This is a genomic window from Salmonella sp. 32070601201500089SM (assembly GCF_017573605.1).
GTDB classification, from domain to species: Bacteria; Pseudomonadota; Gammaproteobacteria; order Enterobacterales; family Enterobacteriaceae; genus Salmonella; species Salmonella enterica.
In genome coordinates this window covers 38,874-55,653 of record NZ_JAGETK010000014.1, presented here as the reverse complement: position 1 = coordinate 55,653, position 16,780 = coordinate 38,874, and the positions used below count along the sequence as shown (strand labels likewise).

Genomic DNA, 16,780 nt, shown 5'->3' with positions numbered 1-16,780 from the left:
TAAATTAATATTAAATGTGGAAAAAATGTCGAAAATCTCGTTCGCAAAAAATAGTGGCATTAGAAAATATAATGCGAAATAAGCGGTGAAATTAGATTATTTCAAACGAGGAAAGCCCCCCGGCGCGATAGCCGGGAAAGCAAAGTGTGACGGGTTTCAAACTCTTGCTGGCGTGCAGTCAGACGCTTAACGAAGCCATTGCGGAAGGTCGTTTAGCCCCATTGCCTGGCGAAGCAGTTGGGGTTTGACGCCGGGGAGCGTATCCGCCAGTTTCAGTCCGATGTCGCGCAGCAATTTTTTTGCCGGATTTTCGCCGGCAAACAGGTCACGAAAACCTTGCATCCCGGCAAGCATCATCGCCGCACTATGTTTACGGCTACGCTCATAACGACGGAGATAAAGATGTTGGCCAATGTCTTTGCCCTGGCGCTGAAGCCGACGCAGATCGTCCACCAGTTCGGCCGCGTCCATAAAGCCGAGGTTGACGCCTTGCCCTGCCAGCGGATGGATGGTGTGCGCGGCATCGCCGACTAACGCCAGACGATGCGCGGCAAACTGGCGAGCATAGCGGCCCGTCAGCGGAAAAACCTGCCGTTCGCTTTCCAGGCGGCATAAGCCCAGCCGATTATCGAAGGCGATAGTCAACGCCTGGTTAAACGCCTCGTCGCCGCTCTGTTGCATACGCTCCGCATCCTGCGGAGAAAGCGACCAGACAATGGAACACAGATGCGGATCGCTTAACGGCAAAAACGCCAGAATACCTTCACCATGAAACACCTGGCGAGCAACCGCGCCGTGCGGCTCTTCGGTGCGGATAGTCGCTACCAGCGCATGGTGACGGTAGTCCCAGAAAGTTAAGGGAATATCCGCTTTGTTACGCAGCCAGGAGTTGGCGCCATCCGCGGCAATCACCAGACGCGCGGTTAACATCGCGCCGTCTTTTAAAGTCAGGAAGGCGTCGTTCTCTCCCCAGGCAACCTGCTGTAACTCCGCTGGCGCCATTAAGGTGATATCCGCCGCTTGCTGCGCTTTTTGCCACAATGCGTAGTGAATGACGCTGTTTTCAACAATATGCCCCAGATGGCTATATCCCATGCTTGCGTCATCAAACGTAATACGGCCAAAGCTGTCTTTATCCCAGACTTCCATACCGTGGTAGCAACTTGCCCGTCGCGCCACAATGTTTGACCATACGCCAAGACGGGTAAGCAGTTTTTCGCTGGCGGCATTAATCGCCGACACCCGAAGCTGAGGCGGCGCATCGTTCGCCAACGGCTGGGGGACAACGTGATCCAGTACCGCAACGCGCAAACCGCTCCCCTGCAAGCCGCAGGCGACAGCCAGTCCCACCATGCCTCCGCCAACTATTGCTACATCAACACTTTGCACTATTTACTCCTGGAAACCGGAACAATCAAACCGTAGGCCGGATAAGGCGAAGCTGCCATCCGGTATTTTTACGAACACGATGCCGGATGGCGGCATAAATGCCTTATCCGGCCTACAGATCGGCTTAACGCGCAACCCAACCTAAGGTCCGCTGTGCCAGCGCATCGCGCGCAGGCGGTAATAACTCCATCGCCATTAAACCGATATTGCGCCCAATAACCAGCGGCACCCAACGATTTGCAAACACATGGACCAGACCGTTCGTTACGCCAATCGTCGTATCCCGGTCAACCTGACGACGCTGCTGATAGCGCGATAATACGTGCCAGGCGCCAATATCCTCGCCCGCGTCCTGTGCCGCGACCAGCGTTTCCGCCAGGCTCATGACATCGCGCAGACCGAGATTAAACCCTTGTCCGGCGATAGGATGCAACGTCTGCGCCGCATTGCCGACCACGACAGTCCGGTGAGTAAACACTTTCGCCGCCGTAGTCAGAGCAAGCGGATACGCGCTGCGCTTACCCGCCTGAGTAATTCGCCCCAGCCGCCAGCCGAACGCGGCCTGCAACGCATGACAAAACTGCGCATCGGACCAGCTCAGCACCTCATCGCGCTGGTCGAGCGGGTGACACCAAACCAGCGAACATCGGCCATGCGACATCGGCAACATCGCCAGCGGGCCATTGGGGGTAAAACGTTCAAAGGCGCGTCCCTGGTGCGGGATAGCGGTCGCGACATTCGCTATTACCGCTAACTGTTCGTAAGGCTCCTGACGCCAGTCAACGCCGCAGGCTGACGCCAGCGCGGAGTGGGTACCGTTAGCCGCCACCAGCACGCTGCCAGCTATCACATTGCCGTTTTCCAGAGTGACGTTAACCTGCTGTTGGGTACGCGACACGCTGGCTACGCGCTCCGGGCAGTGCAGCGTAACGCCTGGCGCTTTACGCAAGAGCGCAAACAGACGCAGCCCGATATCATGCAGCTCCGCAACGTGACCCAACGCTGCCAGGCTGTAATCCTGCGCGTCGAGAGTCACAAATCCGGCATGACCGCGATCGCTGACGTGTACGGTGTTGATTGCCGTTGCGCAATCGGAAATCGCCTGCCAGACGCCAATTCGCGCCAGTTGCTGACAAGTGCCCGCCGCCAGCGCAATCGCTCTGGCGTCAAAGCCGGGATGACCGTCGGCTTCAGGCGCTTTCGCTTCAATCAGGTGTACCGGCAACGTCCCATGACTGAACTGAGAGATGGCTAGCGCCAGCGTTGCGCCTGCCATGCCGCCGCCAACGATAATGACGCTCATTGCTGCCGCGCCGCCGCCATTAATGCTTCAATGTCATCCGCCTTCTTCACAACGCCAGCGGTCAGGTTTTCATTACCGGTTTCGGTAATGACAATGTCATCTTCAATTCGAACGCCAATGCCGCGATACGCTTCCGGCACGTCGGCATCCGGCGCGATATAGAGGCCTGGCTCTACGGTCAGCACCATGCCCGGCTCTAGGGTACGGGAGCGATCCGGCCCATAAACGCCGACATCATGAACATCCAGCCCCAGCCAGTGGCTCAAGCCATGCATAAAGAAAGGACGATGCGCATTTTCGGCAATCAGTTGATCAACCTCTCCTTGCAAAATCCCCAGCTTCACCAGCCCGGTTATCATGATGCGCACGACTTCGCCGGTCACCTCCTGAATAGAGGTACCAGGACGGAACAGTCGCAGGCTGGTCTCCAGCGATTCCAGAACGATGTCATAAATTTCACGCTGAGCTGGCGTAAATTTCCCGTTCACCGGGAAAGTACGCGTGATGTCGCCCGCGTAACCTTTATATTCACAGCCCGCGTCGATAAGCACTAAATCGCCGTCGCGCATTTCACTTTCGTTTTCAGTGTAATGCAGGATACAGCCATTTTCGCCGCTGCCGACAATGGTGTTATAGGAGGGATAGCGCGCGCCGTGGCGATTAAATTCGTGGTGAATTTCCCCCTCCAGCTGATACTCAAACATCCCCGGACGGCATTTTTCCATCGCGCGGATATGCGCCAGCGCGCTAATTTCCCCGGCGCGGCGCAGGACAGCAATCTCTTCCGGCGATTTGAACAGGCGCATCTCATGGACGATCGGTCGCCAGTCAGTCATGGTGGCCGGCGCGGTCAGATTCTGGCGGGAGCCTTTACGCAGCTTCTCCAGCGCAGCCAGAACAATCTCGTCGGCATACGCATATTCGCCCTGCGCGTGGTACACCACATCCAGACCATTAAGCAACTGAAAGAGTTGCTGGTTGATTTCGCTAAACGCCAGCGCCCGGTCAACGCCCAGTTTTTCCGGCGCGGCATCCTGTCCTAAACGGCGACCAAACCAGATTTCCGCCGTCAGGTCGCGAACGCGGTTGAACAAAACGCTGTGGTTGTGGGTGTCATCACTCTTAATCAGTACCAGCACGGCTTCCGGTTCGTTAAAACCGGTGAAATACCAGAAGTCGCTACTCTGGCGATACGGATATTCACTGTCTGCGCTGCGCGTCGCCTCTGGCGCGGCAAAGATCAGCGCGGCGCTGCCGGGCTGCATTTGCGCCAGTAATGCCTGGCGACGGCGTTGGTATTCCTGCTGAGTCATGACATGGCCTCCATTTCGTTTTTTCTTAGTGTAGCGTCGGTTTACGCACTTCCGGCGCGGTCGGCTGTTGGCGCGTGAAAGTGTCATGACATAACAGCGCCGCAACACGGACATATTCGATGATCTCTTCGAGCGACATCTCCAGCTCTTCCTGATCTTCGCTCTCATCATAACCAAGCTGCGCAATATTACGCAGGTCGTCAATCGCTTCACCCGTTTCGCCGGTGACTTTATCAAGTTTAGGCTGCGTTACGCCGAGGCCAAGCAAAAAGTGGTTAACCCACCCGGCTAATGCATCTGCGCGATCGAATACGCTGACATCGTCGCCTTCAGGCAGATAAAGCTGAAAAAGAAAGCCGTCGTCTTCCAGCGCGTCGCTGGTCGCCGCGTGCATTTTGCGCAGCGCCTGAGCAAGCTCATGCCCGAAGGCCAGACCTTCGTTCGTCAGGTCGTGCAACAGCGGCTGCCATGAGCTGTCGTTGTTGCCGCCGCAAATCATCCCGCTGATTAAACCATGCATTTCAGCCGGGGTCAGACCGGCCCCTTGTTGATTCAAAAACCGGTTCATTTCGTTGTAACCAGGCATTTCGTTCTGTATAGACATAAGCATTCGTCATCAAAGGGAGGATATTCATGATATGCTACCACTTTGGACCCTGGTGAACCAGAAAAGGGCTTGTATCTTCACACCAGGGTAGCTATAGTGTCGCCCCTTCGCGGACCCTGGGTCTGGAGACGAAGGCAGCGCAGTCAATCAGCAGGAAGGTGGCATGTCTGCACAACCCGTCGATATCCAAATATTTGGCCGTTCACTGCGAGTGAATTGCCCGCCTGACCAAAGGGATGCGTTGAATCAGGCTGCGGACGATCTGAATCAGCGGTTGCAAGATCTGAAAGTTCGCACTAGAGTCACAAATACTGAGCAGTTGGTTTTCATTGCCGCATTGAATATCAGCTATGAGTTAACTCAGGAAAAAGCGAAGACCCGCGATTACGCGGCGAGCATGGAACAACGTATTCGGATGCTACAACAGACCATCGAACAGGCGTTGCTTGATCAAGGTCGCATAACCGAAAAAACGGGCCAAAACTTTGAATAACACTTTTCGCTTTACTATGGTAAAGTGATTGTGAAAACAGAATTTCTCTGAGATGTTTGCAAGCGGGCCAGTCCCCTGAGCCGATATTTCATACCACAAGAATGTGGCGCTCCGCGGTTGGTGAGCATGCTCGGTTCGTCCGAGAAGCCTTAAAACTGTGACGACACATTCACCTTGAACCAAGGGTTCAAGGGTTACAGCCTGCGGCGGCATCTCGGAGATTCCCCTTCTGACTGGCGACAGCCATGACGCAACTTCCCGAACTCTCTTTATCACGACAAGAAATCCGCCGGATGATTCGGCAACGTCGCCGTGCGCTAACGCCAGAGCAGCAACGCCGTTTTGGTCAACAGGCCGCCGCCCGAATGCTCAGCTTTCCTCCCGTCGTGATGGCGCACACTGTCGCCGTGTTTCTCTCCTTTGATGGCGAACTCGACACCCAGCCGCTGATTGAACAGCTATGGCGAGCGGGCAAGCGCGTCTACCTTCCGGTTCTTCATCCCTTCAGCCCTGGCAACCTCCTGTTCCTGCACTATTATCCGCAGAGTGTGCTGGTGACCAACCGCTTAAAGATTCAGGAGCCACGGCTTGATGTCCGCGACGTATTGCCGCTGGCAAAGCTGGATGTGCTGGTAACGCCGTTAGTCGCGTTTGACGAAGACGGGCAGCGCCTGGGGATGGGCGGCGGATTTTATGACCGTACGTTGCAAAACTGGCAGCAGCATAAGATCCTACCTGTGGGCTACGCGCATGATTGCCAGTTAGTGGAAAAGTTGCCGGTTAAAGAGTGGGATATCCCGCTGCCTGCGGTGGTAACGCCATCCAAAATTTGGGAGTGGTAGCCGTGTTTTGCCGATTGACAGCGTCGCTTTTTTGACCTAAATTTCTCGGTGAAGGGTGAGGGAGGCGAACCTCCCTCCTGCGTACTCTCTGTTAATATGCTGGCGTAGCGATGATTAACAGGATCAGCAGCATGATGACGTATCTCATCATCGTCCCTTTCCTTTTTAGAGCCCCTGCCTCGGTAGGGGCTTTCCCGTTTCAGCGCTATGCTGAGCCCTTATCGTAAATTCCTTTTATTGCTGTACAACACGCAACGCTGCCTTTAATTACCAATTGCGGCAAGGCTCGAAAACAGAATGTATGCGTTACACAAAGAGATGTTGAGGCAGGGAAACCAGAGAAAGGATGGGCAGGTCATCTCCTGCCCATTTAGAGGAAATTAGTACAGCAGACGGGCGCGAATGGTGCCCGGAATCGCCTTCATCGCCAGCAGCGCTTTCTCCGCCACATCGCCATCGGCTTCTATATCAATCACCACATACCCCATTCGGGCGGAGGTTTGCAGATACTGCGCGGCAATGTTAACGCCCTGCTCGGCAAAGATCTGGTTAAGCGCGGTCAATACGCCCGGGCGGTTTTCGTGGATGTGCATCAGGCGACGACCGCCGTGCAGCGGCAGCGACACTTCCGGGAAGTTCACGGCGGAAAGCGTCGAGCCGTTATCCGAGTACTTAATCAGTTTTCCTGCGACTTCCAGACCGATGTTTTCTTGCGCCTCCTGCGTCGAGCCGCCGATATGCGGCGTCAGGATCACATTATCGAATTCGCACAGCGGAGAGGTAAACGGATCGCTATTAGTGGCCGGTTCCGTCGGGAAGACGTCGATAGCCGCCCCCGCCAGATGTTTCGTCGCCAGCGCGTCGCACAAAGCTGGGATATCCACCACCGTACCGCGCGCGGCGTTAATCAGCAGCGAACCCGGCTTCATCAGGGCAATCTCTTTTGCGCCCATCATGTTTTTGGTGGAGGCGTTTTCAGGTACGTGCAGACTGACCACATCGCTCATATTCAGCAATTCAGACAGGTGCTGCACCTGAGTTGCGTTACCAAGCGGCAGTTTATTTTCAATATCATAGAAATAGACATGCATCCCCAGCGATTCCGCCAGAATGCCCAACTGCGTTCCGATATGGCCGTAACCGATAATGCCAAGCTTTTTACCGCGCGCTTCGAACGATCCCGCCGCCAGTTTATTCCATACGCCGCGGTGCGCTTTGGCGTTCGCTTCCGGCACGCCGCGCAGCAGCAGCAACAGCTCGCCAATCACTAGCTCCGCCACGGAACGGGTATTCGAGAATGGCGCGTTAAAGACCGGAATACCGCGTTTTGCCGCCGCATTTAAATCCACCTGGTTGGTGCCGATGCAAAAACAGCCAATCGCCACTAGCTTCTCTGCGGCGTTAATCACTTCTTCTGTCAGATGAGTACGGGATCGCAGACCGATGAAGTGGGCATCGCGGATGGACGCTTTCAACTGTTCAGCGTCCAGCGCGCCCTTGTGATATTCAATGTTGGTGTAACCTGCCGCACGAAGGCTTTCCAGCGCCTTTTGATGCACCCCTTCAACCAGCAGAAATTTAATTTTATCTTTCTCCAGCGATACCTTTGCCATTTCCCCGATCCTGTCTTTTTTTGCCATCTGATGTTGTGTGTGGATTTGCATCCGTCCTTCAACATATCAAAAAAAATTATCACGGCAATATGAACGTTTGCGCCAGCGTCGTGAAGGAATCGCATACAGCGGGAAATAGCAGATGAAAATACCGGGAATAACTTTTTCTTTGGAGGGATCGGCAGGGCAAACGATTAAACGTGATACATGTCACCAAATTTGCCCTGACCGAATTTTTTACGCGGCAGGAAATACGCCTGGCGGGATCATTTTACGATGGTTTTCACCCCGTCCGGCGTGCCGATCAGTGCGACATCGGCGCCACGGTTGGCGAACAACCCTACGGTCACGACGCCCGGAATCGCGTTAATGGCGTTTTCCAGCGCGATGGGATCAAGGATTTCCATACCATAAACATCCAGAATCACGTTGCCGTTATCCGTGACCACGTTCTGACGGTACTCCGGACGCCCGCCCAGCTTCACCAGTTGACGAGCGACCGCGCTGCGCGCCATCGGAATCACTTCGACCGGCAACGGGAATTTGCCAAGAATATCCACCTGTTTAGAGGCATCCGCAATACAGATAAATTTCTCTGCCACGGAAGCAATAATTTTCTCACGGGTTAATGCCGCGCCGCCGCCTTTGATCATCTGCATATGACCGTTGATTTCGTCCGCGCCGTCGACATAGATGCCCAGGCTATCCACTTCGTTGAGATCAAACACATGAATACCGAGGCCTTTGAGTTTTTCAGTCGAGGCGTCCGAGCTGGAGACCGCGCCTTCAATCTGGCCTTTCATTGTGCCCAGCGCATCAATAAAGTGTGCGGCCGTTGAGCCTGTACCAACGCCCACAATGGTGCCGGGCTGTACATACTGAAGTGCCGCCCATCCTACCGCTTTTTTCAGTTCATCCTGCGTCATAGATCGTTTCGCCTGTGGTGTGAAAATACAGCCGCATTATAGAACATTGTCGGGAAAAATCTCCGTGTCCGTACACAGGCTACGGATTTCATCTGTACCGACGGCAAATTTATGTCATAGTGCGGAAAAAAATAACAGGAGCATGACACAACAATGAAACGTCCGGACTACAGAACACTACAGGCGCTGGATGCCGTTATACGTGAACGAGGATTCGAGCGCGCCGCCCAGAAGCTGTGCATCACGCAATCCGCCGTCTCACAGCGCATAAAACAGCTTGAGAATATGTTCGGACAACCTTTATTGGTGCGTACCGTTCCTCCTCGCCCCACGGAGCAAGGGCAAAAATTACTGGCTCTGCTGCGTCAGGTTGAACTGCTGGAAGAAGAGTGGCTGGGCGATGAACAAACCGGCTCTACGCCGCTGCTGCTGTCGCTGGCGGTTAACGCCGACAGTCTGGCGACCTGGCTGCTTCCGGCGCTGGCGCCGGTACTGGCGGACTCCCCTATCCGTCTCAATTTACAGGTGGAAGATGAAACGCGCACGCAAGAACGTCTGCGGCGCGGCGAGGTGGTGGGCGCGGTGAGTATTCAGCATCAGGCGCTACCCAGTTGCCTGGTGGACAAACTGGGCGCACTCGACTATCTGTTTGTCGCGTCAAAGCCGTTTGCCGAGCGCTATTTCCCCAATGGCGTTACCCGGTCGTCGCTGCTAAAAGCGCCCGCCGTCGCGTTCGACCATCTGGATGATATGCATCAGGCCTTTTTGCAACAGAATTTCGATCTACCGCCCGGCAGCGTGCCGTGCCATATCGTTAATTCATCCGAAGCATTTGTACAGCTTGCGCGTCAGGGCACGACCTGCTGCATGATCCCTCACCTGCAGATTGAGAAAGAGCTGGAAAGCGGCGAGTTGATCAACTTAACGCCTGGTTTGCTGCAGCGCCGGATGCTTTACTGGCACCGCTTTGCCCCGGAAAGCCGGATGATGCGCAAAGTGACCGACGCGCTGCTGGAGTACGGGCACAAGGTGCTGCGTCAGGATTAGCCTCTCTATGAATGCCGGATGGCGGCGTGAACGTCTTATCCGGCCTGCATGACCCATTATTCCCTCGTCACTTCTTTGAAGTTCATCACAAAATCATTGCGTTCAGGCGGCAAAAAACGACGCGCCATTGGCTATTTTTTGCTGGCGACAAGGCGATTCAAAACGCTCACCGTATTAGCAAATCTTCATTTCAATGCGTAATACGGAGCAAAAAACGAGAACACCGGGAGAAAACGCGGCCTGGAAGCGCCCAGGCCGGGTGAGATTACTGCGTGCTGGCGGCCGTTGTCGACGTCTGCCCTGTTCCAGGTTCAAGCTGGAATACCACATCGACCTGATCGTCGAACTGAATGGTCGGCTGCTCGTAAGTTTCCTGCGCAGATACCGGCGCAGCATCTGCGGCTTTCATCATTCGCACCACCGGACTCGGCTGATAATTAGAGACATGGTAACGAACGCTGTAAACCGGCCCCAATTTGCTGTTAAAACCGGCTGCCAGCGCTTGCGCCTGATGAATCGCGTCATCAATGGCGGCTTTGCGGGCCTTGTCTTTATAGGCGTCCGGTTGCGCCACGCCCAGCGATACCGAACGAATCTCGTTCAGACCCGCCTTCAGCGCGCCGTCCAGCAGAGAATTAAGTTTATCTAACTGACGCAGCGTCACCTCAACGGTTCGCACCGCACGATACCCTTTCAGAATGCTTTTACCGTTTTGGTAATCATAATCCGGCTGCGTGCGCAGATTCGCCGCGCTAATGTCTTTTTTCGCAATCTGATTTTGCTCAAGGAAGGAAAGATATTGCGCCACGCGCTCATCGGCCTGCTTCTTCGCCGTCGCCGCGTCCTTCGCCGCGACGTTCACTTCAATCGCTAAGGTGGCGATATCAGGCACAGCATCGACGCTTGCCGTACCGGAAGTCACGATGTGCGGGCCTTCCGGCAATTCGCTTGCCTGCGCCGACATTGCACTTAAACCCACTAATGCCGCCAGGGCCATCACTTTGAACTTCACAGTCTCTCCTCCATATTGCAGTCATTGCCCTGATATACAGGGCGCATGCAGGCAAGCTTAGCGGATATCGGCCTGTTGTCCATCAGACAACGCTTAGTTGAAAAGCGCGTGCATATGCGCGACGCCTTCCCGCGCCAGTTGGAAGGCGATAAGCCACATCACCACCCCAACCAGAATGTTGATAATGCGTTGAGCTTTCGCCGTACGCAGTCGAGGCGCAAGCCAGGCCGCCAGTAGCGCTAACCCAAAAAACCATAAGAACGACGCGCTAATCGTGCCGAGGGCGAACCAGCGCTTTGGCTCCATAGCCAGTTGTCCGCCGAGACTGCCCAACACGACAAACGTATCCAGATAAACGTGCGGATTCAGCCACGTTACCGCCAGCATCGTAGCAATAATTTTCCAGCGCCCCTGCTTCATAACCTCGGCGCTTGCCAGCTCCAGATTACTGCTCATTGCCGTTTTCAGCGCGCCAAAACCGTACCATAACAAGAACGCGACCCCGCCCCATGTGACCAGCGCCAGCAGCCACGGCGACTGCATCAGCAACGCGCTACCGCCAAAAATACCGGCGCTAATCAGGACTAAATCACTTAACGCGCAAAGCAGCGCTATCATGAGGTGGTACTGGCGACGAATTCCCTGATTCATCACAAACGCATTTTGCGGGCCAAGCGGAAGGATCATGGCGGCGCCAAGGGCAAACCCTTGAAAATAATAAGATATCACGTTAACTACCCTGAGCTGTTTTTCTTAAAGGCAGACTATAGCGCGGGAATATTATTAGCGGAAATTGATAATTTTAATCACTAATAAGAAAAGCTAATAAAGAGACTGAATAACGGATAGCGGCTACGCTTATCCGCTCAATAACCAGAGAATACTGGAGGCGGATAAGCGCAGCGCCGGCAGGCAGCGCGGGAGAAAATTACTCCGCGGCGTTATCTTTCACGCGTTTAAAATTGACGTCCATCTGCGGGTACGGGAAGCTAATACCAGCGGCGTCGAATTCACGTTTAATACGTTCCAGCACGTCCCAGTAGACATTTTGCAGGTCGCTGCTTTTACTCCAGACACGCACCACAAAATTAATTGATGAGGCGCCCAGCTCATTCAAACGCACCGTCATTTCGCGATCTTTTAAAATACGATCGTCGGACTCGATAATCGTCGTTAGCAGCTGTTTCACCTGATCGATATCCGAATCGTAGGCCACCCCAATAATGAATTCGTTACGGCGAACCGGCTCACGAGAATAGTTGATGATATTTCCCGCGATAATTTTGCCATTCGGAATCACAATAATTTTGCCGTCTACCGCGCGCATTGTCGTGGAAAAGATTTGCACGTTAAGTACCGTACCGGCAACGCCGCCTAAATCGACATACTCACCGGCGCGGAACGGACGGAACATAACCAGCAATACCCCAGCCGCAAGGTTAGAAAGCGATCCCTGTAATGCCAGGCCAACGGCTAAACCAGCGGCGCCCAGTACGGCAATAACCGAGGCGGTTTGAACCCCCACGCGACCCAGAGCCGCAATCAGCGTAAAAGCGATAACCCCATAGCGCACCAGCGCAGAAAGAAAGTCGGCCACTGTCGCATCAATATGACGCGCACGCATCAGACGATTTACCGTATTGGAGATCACGCGCGCTACAATCAAGCCGATGATGATAATAGCGATAGCCGCAACAATATTCACAGCATAGCTGAGCAATAACGCCTGGTTGCGTACCAGCCAGGTGCCCGCACCATTTATGCTGTCGACAACATTCAAATCTTCCATTCAATATTCCTTGGTCATAGCAAAATAAGCAAATGAGATCATTCTCACGAAAAGAACTTTTTAAAGGTAAACAAAAACAGAGGAATATGCCATTTTTCGGCATCATCCCAAAACCAAAAAAGGCAGGTACATTGTGAGTTGGCCGGATGAAAGCGCTAACTAACGCCGCTCTCCGGAAATAACGATAAAAAAATGGCTTCCCGAGGGAAGCCATTTCAATCAGCAGATTATATTACAGAACGTCAATCGCGTTCAGTTCTTTAAATGCTTTTTCCAGACGAGCGATCATCGAAGTCTGGCCAGCACGCAGCCATACGCGCGGGTCATAGTATTTCTTATTCGGCTGATCTTCGCCTTTCGGGTTGCCCAGCTGACCTTGCAGATACGCTTCGTTTTCTTTGTAGTAGTTCAGAACACCTTCCCAGGTTGCCCATTGGGTATCGGTATCGATGTTCATTTTCACTACGCCGTAGCTTACGGAGTCTTTGATTTCCTGAGCAGTAGAACCGGAACCGCCGTGGAAAACGAAGTTCAGGCTGTTGTGCGGCAGGTTGTGTTTCTTAGAAACATAGTCCTGAGAATCACGCAGAATGGTCGGGGTCAGAACCACGTTACCCGGCTTGTAAACGCCGTGTACGTTACCGAAGGAAGCGGCAATGGTGAAACGCGGGCTGATTTTGCTCAGCTCAGTGTACGCGTAATCAACATCTTCCGGCTGGGTGTACAGGGCAGAAGCGTCCATGTGGCTGTTGTCCACGCCGTCTTCTTCGCCACCGGTGCAACCCAGTTCGATTTCCAGAGTCATGCCAATTTTGGACATGCGCGCCAGGTATTTGGAGCAGATTTCGATGTTTTCGTGCAGAGACTCTTCAGACAGGTCAATCATGTGAGAAGAGAACAGCGGTTTACCGGTAGCCGCGAAGTGTTTTTCACCCGCGTCCAGCAGACCGTCGATCCACGGCAGCAGTTTCTTCGCGCAGTGGTCAGTGTGCAGGATAACCGGCACGCCGTAGTGCTCAGCCATCTGATGAACGTGATGCGCGCCAGAGATAGCGCCCAGGATTGCCGCGCCCTGAGGTACGTCAGTTTTCACGCCTTTACCCGCGATGAAGGACGCGCCGCCGTTGGAGAACTGAACGATGACCGGCGCTTTAACTTTTGCAGCGGTTTCCAGAACAGCGTTGATGGAATCAGTGCCCACGCAGTTAACTGCCGGCAGAGCAAAATTGTTTTCTTTTGCTACCTGGAACACTTTCTGTACGTCATCACCAGTGATCACGCCTGGTTTTACGAAATCAAAAATTTTAGACATGTTTCGTTGTCCTGTATCGTCGGGCTTTGGGAAAAAACACGGGCCGCCCTGAATGTCAGATCGGCGATAAATCAACGGGCAGGAATCCCTGCCCGTAACGATTACTTCTTAGCGCGCTCTTCGAGCATCGCTACGGCTGGCAGAACTTTACCTTCCACGAATTCGAGGAATGCGCCGCCGCCAGTAGAAATGTAGGAAATTTTGTCAGCAATGCCGAACAGGTCGATTGCCGCCAGGGTGTCGCCGCCGCCAGCGATGGAAAACGCTTCGCTATCAGCGATGGCATTCGCCACGATTTCAGTCCCTTTACGGAAGTTCGGGAACTCAAACACGCCAACCGGGCCGTTCCACAGAATGGTTTTGGCATTCTTGAGGATTTCAGCCAGCTGCTGAGCGGAAGCATCGCCGATATCCAGGATCTGCTCGTCTTCTTTCACGTCGTTAACGGATTTCAGAGTCGCCAGTGCGGTTTCGGAGAACTCGGTGGCAACGCGAACATCGGTCGGAACCGGGATATCGCAAGTGGTCAGCAGACGTTTTGCTTCGTCAACCAGGTCAGCTTCGTACAGGGATTTACCGACGCTGTGGCCCTGAGCGGCAACGAAGGTGTTGGCGATACCTCCGCCGACAATCAGCTGGTCAGCGATTTTAGACAGGGAATCCAGAACGGTCAGTTTGGTAGATACTTTAGAACCACCAACGATAGCCACCATCGGACGAGCCGGTTCTTTCAGCGCTTTACCCAGAGCATCCAGTTCAGCGGCCAGCAGCGGGCCTGCGCACGCAACATCAGCAAATTTGCCGATACCGTGGGTGGAAGCCTGCGCGCGGTGCGCAGTACCAAAGGCGTCCATCACGAATACGTCACACAGGGCGGCATATTTTTTAGACAGCGCTTCGTCGTCTTTCTTTTCGCCTTTGTTAAAGCGAACGTTTTCCAGAACCACCAGCTCACCTTCGGCCACGTCAACGCCGTCCAGGTAATCTTTGACCAGGCGAACCGGGTTAGACAGTTTGTCTTTCAGGTAGTTAACAACCGGCAGCAGAGAGAATTCTTCGTTGTACTCGCCTTCGGTAGGACGACCCAGGTGGGAAGTTACCATCACTTTCGCGCCCTGTTTCAGAGCCAGTTCGATGGTCGGCAGAGAGGCGCGGATACGCGCGTCGCTGGTCACTTTCCCTTCTTTAACAGGTACGTTCAGATCCGCACGGATAAAAACGCGTTTCCCGGCCAGATCCAGATCGGTCATCTTAATTACAGACATGGTGAATCCTCTCAATGATGCTTAAAGTTTTGTCGACGCTGACGCGTCGAGCCTGAAACCAACTGCGGCCATCGCTAACGTGGTGTCGAGCATCCGGTTAGCAAAGCCCCATTCATTATCGCACCAGACCAGCGTCTTGATCAGGTGGGCGCCACTAACCCGGGTTTGCGTGCCATCAACAATGGCGCTGTGCGGGTCGTGGTTAAAATCTATCGAGACCAACGGTGATTCCGTATAGTCAACTATACCATGAAATGCACCTTGTGCTGCTTTTTGCAGCAACTGGTTGACTTCACTGGCTTTTACTGGTTTTTTCACCGTCACGCTTAAATCGATCGCCGTCACATTAATGGTTGGAACGCGCACCGCAATCGCCTCAAAACGGTCGTTAAACTGCGGGAATATACGCGTAATGCCTGCCGCCAGTTTTGTATCTACCGGGATAATCGACTGGCTGGCCGCGCGCGTGCGCCGCAGATCGGAGTGATACGCGTCGATCACCTGCTGATCGTTCATCGCGGAGTGGATCGTCGTGACGGTACCAGACTCGATGCCGTAAGCATCATCCAACAATTTAATGACGGGAATTATGCAATTCGTGGTACAGGACGCGTTTGAGACAATACGATGTTCCGCACGCAGTTGGTTCTGGTTCACGCCAAAAACGACGGTGGCGTCAAGATCGTTGCTGCCCGGATGAGAAAAGAGCACTTTCTTCGCGCCAGCGGCAATATGCGCCTCGCCATGCTCCCGGTTGCCATATACGCCCGTACAATCCAACACGACATCCACGCCCAGTTCGCGCCACGGCAGATCCGCCAGCGTTCGTTCATGCAGAATACGAATGACATCGTCGCCGACAAAAAGCTGCTCGCGCTCGTGGCGAACCTCCCATGCAAAACGCCCGTGGCTGGTATCGTATTTCAACAAATGCGCCATGCCTGCGGCATCCGCCAGCTCGTTGATGGCCACCACGGTAATTTCCGCCCGACGTCCGGATTCATACAAAGCACGAACCACGTTACGCCCGATGCGACCAAAGCCATTAATCGCTATGCGTACGGTCATAGGTCTCCTGCAAGGCTATCCCGATTCAGATGAGGCTGACAGAGTAATGCAGCTCATCGTCGAGTAAAACCTCACCTGTCGCAAACTGCGACTGATTGGTTAATTGTCGAACATTTAATTAACTGAAACGCTTCAGCTAGAATAAGCGAAACGGGGAATAAAAGGAATGTTTGTCCAGTCGAAGAAGACAGTTATCTGACCTGCATCACATTTCATGGCCGCTTACGCTGCAATTTATTCCATATTTAAGAATCACCAGTACATCCGTCAGATCTTTTCATCGTCGCGTCACAAATACTGATTTATATCAGAAAGCTCTGTCGCCAGCGTCTATATTATCAGCGCCACGTCCGAGTCTCGGAGTCCTGTAACGATGACTGTATCTCACCACAATGCCTCTACAGCGCGCTTTTACGCGCTTCGTCTGCTTCCCGGCCAGGAAGTGTTTTCCCAATTACACGCCTTTGTGCAACAGAACCAATTACATGCCGCCTGGATTGCAGGGTGTACCGGCAGTCTGACCGACGTTGCGCTGCGTTATGCCGGGCAAGAAGCGACCACATCGCTCACCGGCACGTTTGAAGTTATCTCGCTAAACGGCACGCTTGAATTGACCGGCGAGCATCTGCATCTCGCGGTATCGGATCCCTACGGGGTTATGCTCGGCGGCCATATGATGCCAGGGTGTACCGTGCGTACCACGCTGGAACTGGTTATCGGCGAGCTGCCAGCGCTGACGTTCAGCCGTCAACCGTGCGCCATTTCCGGTTATGACGAACTGCATATTTCTTCCCGTTAATT

At 53.8% G+C, this 16,780-nt stretch carries 16 protein-coding genes and 1 other RNA gene; 5 read left to right on the top strand and 12 right to left on the bottom strand.

The genetic code is table 11. From position 1 onward, the window contains the following. Positions 1-186: 186 nt before the first annotated feature. The 4 genes from ubiI to J4728_RS19370 all read right to left on the bottom strand — a co-directional run bounded on the left by ubiI (position 187) and on the right by J4728_RS19370 (position 4,609). Positions 187-1,389: an FAD-dependent 2-octaprenylphenol hydroxylase gene (gene ubiI / locus J4728_RS19385; protein WP_001192144.1), complete on the bottom strand. Its 1,203-nt coding sequence runs from the start codon at positions 1,387-1,389 to the stop codon at positions 187-189. A 124-nt stretch (positions 1,390-1,513) separates the two neighbouring features. After that, positions 1,514-2,692 carry a 2-octaprenyl-6-methoxyphenyl hydroxylase gene (ubiH, locus tag J4728_RS19380; RefSeq protein WP_000111144.1) on the bottom strand — a complete coding sequence of 393 codons (1,179 nt, stop codon included), beginning with the start codon at positions 2,690-2,692 and terminating at the stop codon, positions 1,514-1,516. Continuing rightward, a complete protein-coding gene (pepP, locus tag J4728_RS19375) occupies positions 2,689-4,005 on the bottom strand; it encodes a Xaa-Pro aminopeptidase (protein ID WP_000193682.1) in 1,317 nt (438 codons plus the stop codon). The genes ubiH and pepP overlap by 4 nt, the downstream gene beginning before the upstream one ends. A gap of 25 nt (positions 4,006-4,030) precedes the next feature. Beyond that, complete coding sequence (locus tag J4728_RS19370) at positions 4,031-4,609, bottom strand: YecA family protein (protein WP_000027236.1); 579 nt, start codon at positions 4,607-4,609, stop codon at positions 4,031-4,033. 166 nt (positions 4,610-4,775) lie between these two features. Here J4728_RS19370 and zapA point away from each other — a divergent pair, with 166 nt between their 5' ends. The 3 genes from zapA (at position 4,776) to J4728_RS19355 (ending at position 5,947) form a co-directional block, all read left to right on the top strand. Further along, positions 4,776-5,105, top strand: a complete 330-nt coding sequence (gene zapA / locus J4728_RS19365) for a cell division protein ZapA (protein ID WP_001276011.1) — start codon at positions 4,776-4,778, stop codon at positions 5,103-5,105. Positions 5,106-5,146: 41 nt separating this feature from the next. After that, a non-coding RNA gene (gene ssrS / locus J4728_RS19360) (6S RNA) lies at positions 5,147-5,330 on the top strand. A 20-nt stretch (positions 5,331-5,350) separates the two neighbouring features. Beyond that, the gene (locus tag J4728_RS19355; protein ID WP_001520956.1) at positions 5,351-5,947 is read left to right on the top strand and encodes a 5-formyltetrahydrofolate cyclo-ligase; all 597 of its coding nucleotides are present in this window, start codon (positions 5,351-5,353) and stop codon (positions 5,945-5,947) included. Between the two features lie 380 nt (positions 5,948-6,327). On the opposite strand, the gene serA is transcribed toward J4728_RS19355, so the two are convergent. Then, a complete protein-coding gene (gene serA / locus J4728_RS19350) occupies positions 6,328-7,560 on the bottom strand; it encodes a phosphoglycerate dehydrogenase (protein WP_001151627.1) in 1,233 nt (410 codons plus the stop codon). Positions 7,561-7,826: 266 nt separating this feature from the next. Then, positions 7,827-8,486 (bottom strand): ribose-5-phosphate isomerase RpiA, encoded by a 660-nt coding sequence (gene rpiA, locus J4728_RS19345; RefSeq protein WP_000189741.1) that lies wholly within the window; start codon positions 8,484-8,486, stop codon positions 7,827-7,829. A 153-nt stretch (positions 8,487-8,639) separates the two neighbouring features. On the opposite strand from rpiA, the gene argP reads away from it, so the two are divergent. Beyond that, entirely contained in the window at positions 8,640-9,533 is an 894-nt protein-coding gene (gene argP, locus J4728_RS19340) for a DNA-binding transcriptional regulator ArgP (protein ID WP_000828345.1), read from the top strand. 265 nt (positions 9,534-9,798) lie between these two features. Here argP and J4728_RS19335 read toward each other — a convergent pair whose 3' ends face one another. From J4728_RS19335 to epd, 6 genes are all read right to left on the bottom strand, one after another. Beyond that, positions 9,799-10,545, bottom strand: coding sequence for an oxidative stress defense protein (locus J4728_RS19335; RefSeq protein WP_000669854.1), 747 nt, complete (start codon positions 10,543-10,545; stop codon positions 9,799-9,801). A 93-nt stretch (positions 10,546-10,638) separates the two neighbouring features. Continuing rightward, positions 10,639-11,274 carry an arginine exporter ArgO gene (gene argO / locus J4728_RS19330; protein WP_000626863.1) on the bottom strand — a complete coding sequence of 212 codons (636 nt, stop codon included), beginning with the start codon at positions 11,272-11,274 and terminating at the stop codon, positions 10,639-10,641. Between the two features lie 199 nt (positions 11,275-11,473). Then, positions 11,474-12,334, bottom strand: a complete 861-nt coding sequence (locus J4728_RS19325) for a small-conductance mechanosensitive channel MscS (RefSeq protein WP_000389833.1) — start codon at positions 12,332-12,334, stop codon at positions 11,474-11,476. A 232-nt stretch (positions 12,335-12,566) separates the two neighbouring features. Then, positions 12,567-13,646, bottom strand: a complete 1,080-nt coding sequence (gene fbaA, locus J4728_RS19320) for a class II fructose-bisphosphate aldolase (RefSeq protein ID WP_000034386.1) — start codon at positions 13,644-13,646, stop codon at positions 12,567-12,569. 101 nt (positions 13,647-13,747) lie between these two features. Continuing rightward, a complete protein-coding gene (gene pgk, locus J4728_RS19315; protein ID WP_208212251.1) occupies positions 13,748-14,911 on the bottom strand; it encodes a phosphoglycerate kinase in 1,164 nt (387 codons plus the stop codon). Between the two features lie 21 nt (positions 14,912-14,932). Further along, entirely contained in the window at positions 14,933-15,979 is a 1,047-nt protein-coding gene (gene epd / locus J4728_RS19310; RefSeq protein WP_000218338.1) for an erythrose-4-phosphate dehydrogenase, read from the bottom strand. Between the two features lie 373 nt (positions 15,980-16,352). Here epd and J4728_RS19305 point away from each other — a divergent pair, with 373 nt between their 5' ends. Further along, the gene (locus J4728_RS19305; RefSeq protein WP_000218567.1) at positions 16,353-16,778 is read left to right on the top strand and encodes a PPC domain-containing DNA-binding protein; all 426 of its coding nucleotides are present in this window, start codon (positions 16,353-16,355) and stop codon (positions 16,776-16,778) included. The last annotated feature ends 2 nt before the right edge of the window (positions 16,779-16,780 follow it).

Bases quoted from the DNA above. Each gene is read 5' to 3' on its own strand.
- ubiH (WP_000111144.1), bottom strand. From the start codon at position 2,692: ATGAGCGTCATTATCGTTGGCGGCGGCATGGCAGGCGCAACGCTGGCG.
- pepP (WP_000193682.1), bottom strand. From the start codon at position 4,005: ATGACTCAGCAGGAATACCAACGCCGTCGCCAGGCATTACTGGCGCAA.
- J4728_RS19370 (WP_000027236.1), bottom strand. From the start codon at position 4,609: ATGTCTATACAGAACGAAATGCCTGGTTACAACGAAATGAACCGGTTT.
- zapA (WP_001276011.1), top strand. From the start codon at position 4,776: ATGTCTGCACAACCCGTCGATATCCAAATATTTGGCCGTTCACTGCGA.
- J4728_RS19355 (WP_001520956.1), top strand. From the start codon at position 5,351: ATGACGCAACTTCCCGAACTCTCTTTATCACGACAAGAAATCCGCCGG.
- serA (WP_001151627.1), bottom strand. From the start codon at position 7,560: ATGGCAAAGGTATCGCTGGAGAAAGATAAAATTAAATTTCTGCTGGTT.
- rpiA (WP_000189741.1), bottom strand. From the start codon at position 8,486: ATGACGCAGGATGAACTGAAAAAAGCGGTAGGATGGGCGGCACTTCAG.
- argP (WP_000828345.1), top strand. From the start codon at position 8,640: ATGAAACGTCCGGACTACAGAACACTACAGGCGCTGGATGCCGTTATA.
- J4728_RS19325 (WP_000389833.1), bottom strand. From the start codon at position 12,334: ATGGAAGATTTGAATGTTGTCGACAGCATAAATGGTGCGGGCACCTGG.
- fbaA (WP_000034386.1), bottom strand. From the start codon at position 13,646: ATGTCTAAAATTTTTGATTTCGTAAAACCAGGCGTGATCACTGGTGAT.
- pgk (WP_208212251.1), bottom strand. From the start codon at position 14,911: ATGTCTGTAATTAAGATGACCGATCTGGATCTGGCCGGGAAACGCGTT.
- epd (WP_000218338.1), bottom strand. From the start codon at position 15,979: ATGACCGTACGCATAGCGATTAATGGCTTTGGTCGCATCGGGCGTAAC.
- J4728_RS19305 (WP_000218567.1), top strand. From the start codon at position 16,353: ATGACTGTATCTCACCACAATGCCTCTACAGCGCGCTTTTACGCGCTT.